Source organism: Bacillus sp. 5B6, assembly GCF_000259405.1.
GTDB lineage: Bacteria > Bacillota > Bacilli > Bacillales > Bacillaceae > Bacillus > Bacillus velezensis.
In genome coordinates this window covers 28,420-39,033 of sequence record NZ_AJST01000001.1, presented here as the reverse complement: position 1 = coordinate 39,033, position 10,614 = coordinate 28,420, and the positions used below count along the sequence as shown (strand labels likewise).

General features: G+C 42.4%; 9 protein-coding genes and 1 pseudogene. 1 reads left to right on the top strand and 9 read right to left on the bottom strand.

The genetic code is table 11. The features are described 5' to 3' along the window. Positions 1-125 precede the first annotated feature (125 nt). The 3 genes from MY7_RS00190 to MY7_RS20085 form a co-directional block, all read right to left on the bottom strand. Positions 126-1,148, bottom strand: coding sequence for an ATP-binding protein (locus tag MY7_RS00190; RefSeq protein ID WP_007609090.1), 1,023 nt, complete (start codon positions 1,146-1,148; stop codon positions 126-128). After that, positions 1,145-1,828, bottom strand: a complete 684-nt coding sequence (locus MY7_RS00185) for a response regulator transcription factor (RefSeq protein WP_007609089.1) — start codon at positions 1,826-1,828, stop codon at positions 1,145-1,147. Before MY7_RS00185 ends, MY7_RS00190 begins: the two co-directional genes overlap by 4 nt. A gap of 154 nt (positions 1,829-1,982) precedes the next feature. Next, a complete protein-coding gene (locus MY7_RS20085) occupies positions 1,983-2,321 on the bottom strand; it encodes a thioesterase domain-containing protein (RefSeq protein ID WP_354267257.1) in 339 nt (112 codons plus the stop codon). 18 nt (positions 2,322-2,339) lie between these two features. Between MY7_RS20085 and MY7_RS00175 the strand changes: the two are divergent. Further along, positions 2,340-2,714, top strand: a pseudogene (locus tag MY7_RS00175) (hypothetical protein); the annotation flags it as partial. Positions 2,715-2,829: 115 nt separating this feature from the next. Here the strand turns inward: MY7_RS00175 and MY7_RS00170 are convergent. From MY7_RS00170 to cdaA, 6 genes are all read right to left on the bottom strand, one after another. After that, positions 2,830-3,483: an ABC-2 transporter permease gene (locus tag MY7_RS00170; RefSeq protein ID WP_007609076.1), complete on the bottom strand. Its 654-nt coding sequence runs from the start codon at positions 3,481-3,483 to the stop codon at positions 2,830-2,832. After that, complete coding sequence (locus tag MY7_RS00165; RefSeq protein WP_029326108.1) at positions 3,461-4,333, bottom strand: ABC transporter ATP-binding protein; 873 nt, start codon at positions 4,331-4,333, stop codon at positions 3,461-3,463. The genes MY7_RS00170 and MY7_RS00165 overlap by 23 nt, the downstream gene beginning before the upstream one ends. A gap of 421 nt (positions 4,334-4,754) precedes the next feature. Next, entirely contained in the window at positions 4,755-6,557 is a 1,803-nt protein-coding gene (gene glmS / locus MY7_RS00160) for a glutamine--fructose-6-phosphate transaminase (isomerizing) (protein WP_007609074.1), read from the bottom strand. Positions 6,558-6,988: 431 nt separating this feature from the next. Then, positions 6,989-8,335, bottom strand: a complete 1,347-nt coding sequence (gene glmM / locus MY7_RS00155) for a phosphoglucosamine mutase (RefSeq protein ID WP_007408011.1) — start codon at positions 8,333-8,335, stop codon at positions 6,989-6,991. Positions 8,336-8,352: 17 nt separating this feature from the next. Then, on the bottom strand, positions 8,353-9,792 hold the full coding sequence (locus MY7_RS00150; RefSeq protein ID WP_007609072.1) for a CdaR family protein: 1,440 nt from the start codon (positions 9,790-9,792) through the stop codon (positions 8,353-8,355). After that, complete coding sequence (gene cdaA / locus MY7_RS00145) at positions 9,785-10,606, bottom strand: diadenylate cyclase CdaA (protein WP_003156763.1); 822 nt, start codon at positions 10,604-10,606, stop codon at positions 9,785-9,787. The genes MY7_RS00150 and cdaA overlap by 8 nt, the downstream gene beginning before the upstream one ends. Between the last annotated feature and the right edge of the window lie 8 nt (positions 10,607-10,614).

Sequence of the window (10,614 nt, the reverse complement as noted above, 5' to 3'; positions counted from 1 at the left end):
TTCATTTACCTCAACAAGTGGATCCATGAATTTTTTTCACTTAGAATAAACTATCGATGACCCACTGCAAATGGAATACAAAATATTTTAGCTTTTCTTCTCATTAGATTACCCCCTGTTTTTAACTAATTATTTATTGCCTCATTTGCCACTTTATAATAATCGGATAGTTTATAAAATATAATGTGAAATTCAGTATATTCACCCTCTACGCTGTCTACCTCAATTCCTATACTTAGTCTATCAGCCATTTTTTTAGCATAATATAAACCCATCCCTGTAGATTTCGTTCCTATCTTACCATTTTTACCTGTAAAGCCTTTATCGAATATCCTAGATAAACCCTCTTTTGAAATGCCAATTCCATTATCTTTAATCATTATATAATAGGCTTGTTTCTCTTCTTTAGTTGTAATAGTCAGCGTTCCCCCCTCAGGTGTATATTTACTGCTATTATTAAGAACTTGACCAAAAATATAATAGATCCAACGTTCATCACTGATAACACTAAATGGTTTTAAATTAGTCTCAATCTCAATGTTTTTATTAATAAAAAAAAGAGCATTTTCTTTTATTGCACTTCTTAAAATATGACATACATCTACTACTCCCGCTAAAATGTCTTGATCGTAGTGATTAGCTCTTGTCACATGTAAAATGTGATTAATCCTAAATTTAATTTGTTCAATTTGATTACGCAGCTCTCTGCTGCTTTCTGAGTTGATCTCATCCAGTAGCAGTTCACACACAGCTATATTAACTTTTATGTCATGAACCCATTGAGTAGTATAGTCTTGAATTTCGTTAATACCGTTTTTATAATCTTCTTCTGCTTTCAAAAATTTATTTTGTTGCTTTTTGGAGACTTTTATAAGCATATCTATAAAATAATCATTTCTAACTTTGTTTTTTTCTAAAGTTTCGATAGAACTATTAAACACAACTTCGTATTTCTTTTTTGCCTTGATGAATCCATAGAAAATGTTGATCAGTAGAATAAAGACAATCAACAAATCCATATAAAAAATGTCTATATAACTTTGATGAATAGAGGTACTCGCAAACAAAATCCCATTGATTACAACCAGAATAAGTGCACTGCATAAAATCCATAATATATGATTTTTCACATAATCAATTAATTTCATTGAATTATATATCCCATTCCTTTTTTTGTTAAAATAAAGTCATCAACATTAATCCCCTCTAATCTATTCCTTAATCTATTTATATTTACTGTCAACGTATTTTCGTTTACGTAAATATCATCATTCCAAAGCTGTCTCATTAAATTATCCCGCGAAACAACTTTCCCTTTGTTTTCCATTAACGTTTTTAGAATTTTAAATTCATTCTTTGTAAGCTCTAAACTCTGATCTTGGAAGTATATTTTTGCATCGTTAAGGTTTAATATCACATTATTAGATTCGATTAGATGAGATTCTGCTGTTATGTACTCATAAGTTCTCCTTATAATTGCTTGTAATTTCGCCACCAATACATGGCTGTCAAATGGTTTTTGAATATAATCATCCCCGCCATTGTTAATAGCCATGACAATATCCATATTACTGTTTCTAGACGAGCAAAAAATAATTGGGACACTTGAAACTTCTCTTATTTTCTTACACCAATAAAAACCATCAAATGAAGGAATATTGATGTCCAATAATATGATGTGAGGCTCTTCTTTTTCATATATTGACAAAATATTATCAAAATCTCCGCATATAACAGTTTCAAAATTCCATTTAACAAGTAAATTTTGTAACGCCTTAGCCATATCCTTATCGTCTTCTATAATCAGCAATTTATATATATTATCCAATTTCTCACCTTCTTATAAAAATAGCTCACCATGCTCTCAAGGATTATTTAAAAATAAAACAGGAAGGAAGAGAAAATCAATTCCCTCCTGTGTTAAATGTTATATTCCTTTATAAGGTAATGAATGTTCTTCTGTTTTTTAAATATATTATTAATTAATGCCGTATTTCCTGATAAATAACCCTTTGAAAGCATTTCACCATGTTCCCCGAATCCATTATAATAATGCACTGCTCTCTCAGTAAAGTCTTCCCAATTATATAAAAGGAATTAATCATTATCTTTTTTCTAGAGTATCCTAATAATAGATATGGCCCTTCAGCCTGTGTGTTTAAAATTAACTCTACATATTGTTCAATTCTCTTATTTTCTTCAATAAAATCAAGTGCATAAAAGGAATGAGTTTGGATTAACTTTGCCAAATCACTGTACACTATTCCAATCCCGCCGACTGGTGGAAAGGCTAAAAGATTTCTATCTTGCTTCTTGTTCAGTAGCTGTAATTTATCCGCGCCGGCACGGCTGAAAATAAAGGAAATACAAGCCTCAGTCCGAATGGATCAGATTCAACCGTTCTCAGGCTCGACTTAACCAAACAAACAAGCATTCCAAAAGACGCCAAAGTGAAAAGAATCAACACCGCCGCGACTCAAACACCAAGCCAAGGAAACACAAGACATTGCATAATGTCAGAAGAGAATAAAGTGTGGCACCGCGCACTCGCAAACAGCTCCACTCAAGGAAATTACGATATCACACTGGATGATAACCTCTCAGTCTCAAGCATCTGGAATTTTAAATACAACACACTCGCAACAGCAAAATCGACTATGAAAAATGTGAAATTAAAGATTGATTATGAGTACGATGTGACAACGCAGTTTTAATTAGAAGAACAGCCGCCCATTGGGCGGGCGGCTGTCTGCTTGGAGTTAAAGTGAATTAATGAGCCCGTGCCATGCCTTATCCTGTTGTCACAGCATAAAATCATTAAACACGCTGCTAAAATTCTTTTTTATGATATATAGCTGCGGCAATGAAAAATGAAATGATATATAAGATAACGCCGATCATGAGATATATAATCGGGACATATAAAGAAGGATTTATGTGCAAAATTGACAGCGGTACTTGTTCTGCTGCATCCCCAACGACACTTTGTAATCCAAAGGTAGCAAAAAGTCCCCCCATTGCTCCTCCAATCACGATAGCATCGGATTTTTCCGGGCCTATCATGTAGAGAAGAGGATAAACGATTGCACCGGCAAAGAGAACGATGAACGTTCCAAAAGAGACAATATTAAATATGCCGTCAATTGGTTCATCAGAACCCAGGCTGTATACAAGGAAAATACCATAAGATATTACAGCTCCGATCACAACAATCAAAAGATAAAAGACATAGTGACTTTGAACAATATTTGCTCTGCTGACCGGTAAAGTCCGGACATACCTGTCATAGCCAGACTTGCTCTCATACTTTATAACCTCAAGTGCGGGCATAACGACAAACAAAATAATCAGCATTGCAACAAAACGATGCATTGAAGCATCCCCAAAATAAAAAATGACTGCTGATACCAATATGGCCAACCCCGTGTATGCAAAGAAACTTCGATAAACCAAGTAATAGTTAGTCAGTAACAGACCTTTCAATGTTTTCACTCCTCGTTAAAAAGACGCTGATTTCTTCTATGGAAAGGGTGTTGGCCGTTACGCCATTCGGCAATTTCTGTTGATCCGATACAAGCACACTCCAATAAGATCCATGATTCCTTTTTGCTAGAACGATATCTTCGTCAAGCTCAGCCAATCGGCCCTCATCAACGTCTATAACAGTATAGCTTTCAAGAACCTTATCTTTCTCTTCATTTAATAAAATTTCGCCATCTTTCATAATAATGATATGGCTGGCTATCTTCTCGACATCAGTCATAATGTGCGATGAAAGTAAAATACCCCCGTTGCTTTTACTCACAAAGCTTTTTAATTCATTTAACAGATCATCTCTTGAAGAGGGATCAAGCCCTCCCGTTGCTTCATCCAGGAGTAATAATTTTGCATTATGCGACAAAGCAACAGCTACGGATAACTTCATTGACATGCCGCGCGAGAATGTATTCACTTTTTTGTCCATAGGTAAAGAGAAAGAATGAACCAACCGGTAAAAATGATCTTGGTCCCAAGCACCGAATAGTTTCTTAAATACATGATTCAGCTGCTTTATCGTAAGGTGCGCAGGAAGATTCATCGCATCAAATACGACCCCAATATCTTCTTTGAACTTTATATGTTTATCCAGATTCTCTTTACCAAAGATTTTCACTTTACCTCTATCCTGAGAGATTAATCCTAATATCGTTTTAAATGTTGTTGACTTGCCTGCGCCGTTATCACCGATAAAACCGACAATTGATCCGGCAGGCACGTTGAATGTAACATCCTTTAAAACAGCTTTATGGCCAAAAGATTTGCTGATGTTTCTGATTTCTAAAAGGTTTGACATCATTCCACTCCTATCATTGCTGTCAGGACTTTTTTTGAGGATTGAACCGGATTATTGCAAAAATGTTGTGATTTTTATATCTAGTTGAGGAATTCATAATGGATCAGGAGCCGGCAAATACAAAAGGGATTTTAAAGTCTTAAGCATAATGTGGATGTGTAATCGATTGATTACGTTTATATAATGGATATTCATGATGAAAAATACTGGAGGTGATTACTTTCCGATGAGGCACGCACAAAACAATTTACTAATGATTACATTTATGGATTTTAACCGGAATGCATCTCGTATTATAAAGCAGGTGTTAATCCTTTTCAATATATAAAAGGGGATTTCTTTACAATCGCAAAGAGTATGTATTTCTAAATTTCCGCATTAAAAAACCCCTCCGGCTGATAACCAAAGGGGGTTAAATATATTACTCCACAGTCACACTCTTCGCAAGGTTGCGCGGTTTATCAACGTCACAGCCGCGGTGCAGTGCCGCATAGTAAGCGATCAGCTGCAATGGCACAACAGAAACCAACGGAGCAAGCGCAGGGTTGACTTCCGGCAGGATGAATCTGTCGTCTGCGTCTTCTAAGCCTTTCAGCGAGATGATGCAAGTGTTGGCGCCGCGGGCCGCGACTTCCTTCACGTTTCCGCGGATGCTCAGGTTGACATGTTCTTGTGTCGCAAGCGCAAAGACCGGTGTTCCTTCTTCAATCAGAGCGATTGTTCCATGCTTCAGCTCGCCGCCGGCGAAGCCTTCCGCCTGGATGTAAGAAATCTCTTTCAGCTTCAGGGCGCCTTCGACACACACGAAGTAGTCAAGGCCGCGGCCGATGAAGAAAGCGTTTCTTGAAACAGTCAGGTACTCACGTGCGATCATTTCCATTTCGTCCTTCTGGTCGCAGAGGGCTTCCATGGCGTTTGCCGCAATACCTAATTCTTTGACCAAATCAAAACCGATATCAACGCCGTTGCGTTCTGCTGCAACGGACGCAACGATCGCAAGCACGGCAATCTGAGCCGTATACGCTTTTGTTGATGCAACCGCGATCTCAGGACCTGCGTGCAGAAGCAATGTGTAATCCGCTTCACGGGAAAGCGTTGATCCCGGAACGTTTGTAATCGTCAGCGCTTTGTGACCCAGCGCTTTGACTTGAACAAGCACAGCGCGGCTGTCCGCTGTTTCTCCGCTTTGAGAAAGGAAGATAAAGAGCGGCTTCTTAGACAGAAGCGGCATGTTATAAGAGAATTCACTCGCTACATGCACTTCAACCGGTACGTTTGCCCACATTTCAATATATTGTTTCCCGACAAGACCGGCATGGTAGCTCGTTCCGCAAGCCACGATATAAATGCGGTCCGCTTCCGCCACGGCGTCAGCGACATCGCCGGCCACGGCCAGTCTGCCGTTTTCGTCCTGATACGTTTGGATGATTTTGCGCATAACAAGCGGCTGCTCATCCGTTTCTTTTAACATGTAGTGAGGGTATGTGCCTTTTTCGATATCACTGGCGTCAAGCTCAGCGATATAAGACGCACGTGTCATGACTTCACCGTCAAGGTTTTTAATCACGGCTTCGTCTTTTGTCACGATCACCATTTCTTTGTCCAAAAGCTCAACGTATTCATTCGTTACTTGAAGCATAGCCATCGCGTCAGATGCCACGACGTTAAACGTATCTCCAAGACCGATTAACAGAGGGCTTTTGTTTTTTGCAACGTAAATGGTGTCTGTGTTTTCACCGTCAAATAATGCAATTGCGTAAGAACCTTTTAACAGAGTCAGTGTTTTGCGGAACGCTTCTTCTGTGCTAAGTCCTCCCGCCACAAATTGCTCGATCATTTGAACGACTACTTCAGTGTCCGTGTCGCTTTTCAGTTCAACGTTTTCAAGATATTCGCGCTTCAGCTGAACATAGTTCTCGATCACACCGTTGTGAACAAGTGTAAAGCGGCCGAGTGCGCTTTGATGCGGGTGAGCGTTCAGGAAGCTTGGTTCGCCGTGAGTCGCCCAGCGTGTATGGCCGATTCCCGCTTGAGATTCAACCGTGTGATCCACCACTTCACGAAGGTCGGCGATGCGGCCTTTTTCTTTGTACACATGCACGCCCTGCTCATTCGCCACAGCGATACCGGCAGAGTCATAACCGCGGTACTCAAGCTTCTCTAATCCTTTTAACAAAATCTCTTTCGCATCAAGCTGACCGATATAACCTACAATTCCACACATATTTTCTTCCTCCTAAAGGTGCAAAAGGAGACGAAGAAAGTCAAATTACAAGGGGACTTTCAATCGTCCCCTCCCACATGTTTTTTTGGAAGATCATGTGATTTCTCTTTGTTCGGAGAGTCGCCCCTCCGGTTTGAAGAAATCCTTACGGCTGTGATCTAAATGAATCAGCCGGGAGGCATCCGCCGAAAATTCGATAACCTCCATCCTCGTCAACTAAGCCGTTTTTCGGGCGCTTAGTTCGGGCGCTGTAATTATAAAAGATGCAAACAATCCCGCCTTTCCTGCAAGTGAAAAACAAAGGCTGAACAAGCTTGATTTTACAGCATGTGCCAAGGACGGTCAATTATTTTTTGCCGCCCCGGCATCATGTTTACTATCATATTATGCTGATCGCACTTGTCTTGTTCGCTCTCTGCTTATAAACTTCGCTACTCCGCTCCCATTTCTGTCCGCACGACATCCACGATTTTTGTGACATATTCGTCACAAAGCTCTTTTGTTCTCGCTTCCGCCATCACGCGGACGAGCGGTTCGGTGCCTGACGGGCGCACTAAAATCCGGCCGTCTCCGTTCATTTCTTTTTCCACTTCAGAAATAACGGCCTTCACCTTAGCGTTTTCTTCTACCTTATATTTATCCGTCACTTTCACGTTCACTAAGAGCTGCGGGAATTTTTTCATTTCATCCGCAAGTTCTGAAAGGGTTTTGCCGGACGCCTTCAGCGTATTTACAAGCATGATCGCGGACAAGAGACCGTCGCCGGTAGTGTTGTAATCAAGGAAAATAAGGTGCCCTGACTGCTCGCCGCCGACATTATAGCCGTCTTTTTTCATCGCTTCTACGACATAGCGGTCGCCGACTGCCGTTTGAACGCTTTTGATTTCTTCTTTCTCAAGCGCTTTGTAGAAACCGAGGTTGCTCATCACGGTCGATACGACGGTATCATCCTTCAGACGGCCCTCTGATTTCAAATACTTCGCGCATATGTACATAATCTGATCACCGTCGACGATGTTTCCTTTTTCATCAACGGCAATGAGGCGGTCGCCGTCTCCGTCAAACGCAAGGCCGATATCGGCGTTTTTTTCTTTGACGAAAGCACTCAGCGCTTCCGGGTGTGTAGAACCGACGCCATCATTAATGTTTAATCCGTTCGGAGACGTCCCCATTGTAGACACGTCAGCATCGAGATCGGCAAAAAGGTGCGTCGCAATGGAAGAGGTCGCGCCATGGGCGCAGTCAAGCGCTACATGAATGCCTGTGAAATCTTCGTCCGCCGTCTGCTTTAAAAATTGCAGATACTTTTGAACGCCTTCAAAATAATCGTTCACAAGCCCGAGGTCCGCGCCTGTCGGTCTCGGCAGCTTATCTTCCGGTTCATCCATGAGACGTTCAATCTCGGCCTCCTGCTCATCAGAAAGCTTAAAGCCGTCCCCTCCGAAAAATTTAATTCCGTTATCCTGTACAGGGTTGTGAGAAGCGGAGATCATGACGCCCGCCTCAGCATCCATGGCTTTCGTTAAATAGGATACCCCCGGCGTAGAAATAACGCCGAGGCGCATCACTTCAGCTCCGATCGATAAAAGTCCGGCGACAAGGGCTCCCTCCAGCATATGTCCGGAGATACGTGTATCACGGCCGATCAGCACTTTCGGGCGCTGCTTATCTTTGGTCAGGACATAACCGCCAAAACGCCCAACTTTAAAGGCCAGCTCTGGCGTAAGCTCGCTATTGGCAACACCTCTTACACCATCTGTTCCAAAATACTTGCCCATTTTGTATCGCTCCTTTTTCATTCTGTTGAAGAAGAATCAGCACTTGATCCGTCTTCATCCTGGTCTTGATTTTGATCCTGGTTTTGACTTTTATTCTGATCGCTGTCAGTGTCGTCTTCCCGGTTCTTGTTCTTGTCTTTGTCTGCGTCTCCGCTTGTGCCGTTCTTATTGCCGGAATCAGCGGAACCGCCGTTATTTTTATTTGAACTTGTGTTTTTCTTAGAAGTCAGCTTGATCTTAACCGTGTCTTTTGACAGGGACCATGTGACGTTTTGCGGGCCGTTTACTTCAAGCTTTACAGAGTGCTCTCCGTCATCCAAGTCCGAGACATTGGCATACAGTTCAATGTCCGACTTTTTCAGCGCCTTAATGTTGGCGGGAGAGCCTTTGGCCGTAATATTTATCGCCTGCGATTCAGGATCGAGAAACTCAATCTGCTGTGAGCCTCCCAGTCCGACCGTCTTGATTCCGACATTGTCAAAATCCTTTTTGTCTTCACTGTCCACTTTAACATGAAGCGTGATTTTTTCCGGTGATACCTTAGTGACACCCTTAGGAAGCGGGATATCGGCATTGATATTGGTATCTTTATCAATTTTGCCTAAATCAAGAGATACGCCGTCAATAAATTCAAGTGAATCCAGCACATCCTGCGGGCCGTAAACCGTCACCTCACTCGGATTCGAGTCAATGCTCGCAACGCTCACCCCGTCCGGAAGACTTCCCTTCCTTTCGATTTTGAAAGGAAGCTTTTTGCTCGGACTGGCTACGGGAACCGTCACTTTAATGACTGACGGTTCAACATCAACAGGAAGTGCGTTGCCGTCTTTGTCATAGACGGTCACCTTCACTTCCTTTTCAATGGTCTCATTTGCATTTTCAAGGTTCACGGATGCTTTGACAAGTGAAATGTTATCAATCACATTTTTCGAACCTGTAATCTGCACGTTTTTCGGGCTGATAATCGGCTGCTGAGGGGTGTATCCCTTTTTCATTTTGCTTTTATTGTAGTATTCAACTTCCACGGGAAAACTCTCAGCCGTTTTTTCCTGAATCGTAACCGTCGTGACTGACGGGTTAATGGAGACCGTCAGTCCGTCCGATACGTTTTTCGCCTTCAATTCGACCTTATGAGTCCCGGTCTTCAGCTTATTCATATCGGCGTATATCTCAAAATTCTTCGTCTGTCTCGCCTTTTTCACCGCGCTTGTCGAGCCTTTAATCGTGACATTTACGGTCTGGGGCACGCCGGTGACGACATAGTTCGCTTCATCATAGTATGCTTTTACAGGAATATCAGTAAGCGTAGCCTCGTCAGTCGTTGATGTCGGAAAAAAGGATTCCCCCGGTTTTTTCGGAGTCGGCGCCTGGTTGTTGTTAACCGCAACGTAAAGCAGCAGCGCAAAGAGCAATGCAATGATCTTTACAGCCCAGCGGTTGTTTAAGAATTTATCCATTTTTCTTGCCCCTCCAGTACCAGCGGTTAGAAGAAGTATCTCTGGCGTTCTTCTTAAACTCGGCTTCAAGCATTTCTTTCAGTGCTTCTTCCGTCAATTCTCTGTGAAGGTCTCCGTTTTTGGCCACACTGATGGCGCCCGTCTCTTCAGATACAATAATGGTTAAGCTGTCCGTCACTTCACTGATGCCGACAGCCGCTCTGTGACGCGTCCCCAGCTCCTTTGAAATAAACGGGCTTTCAGAAAGCGGCAGATAACAGGCAGCCGCCGCAATCTCGTTATTTTTCATAATGACCGCTCCATCATGCAGCGGTGTATTCGGGATGAAGATATTAATCAAAAGCTCCGAGCTGACCTGCGCATTAAGCGGGATGCCCGTCTCAATATAATCGCCCATTCCCGTATCGCGCTCAATCGCGATGAGTGCGCCGATGCGGCGTTTCGCCATGTAGCTGATCGATTTTGTAATCGCTTCAATTGTCTTATGCTGCGCTTCCTCCACGGGGGTTCCGCTCCTGGAAAAGAACCGGCCCCGTCCGAGCTGTTCAAGCGCCCGTCTCAGCTCAGGCTGGAATATAATGATGATCGCTAAAAATCCCCATGTTATCGCTTGGTCCATCAGCCACTGAAGCGTGCTGAGTCCCAAATATGAACTGGCCATCCGGACCAATACGATGACGACGATTCCTTTTAAAAGCTGAACCGCCTTCGTCCCGCGTATGACCATGATTAATTTATATATCACATACCAAACAAGGAGAATATCAACGGCATTGCCGAGGTATTGCAAAAATGGGATGTCCTCAAAAGCCATTTCCTCGT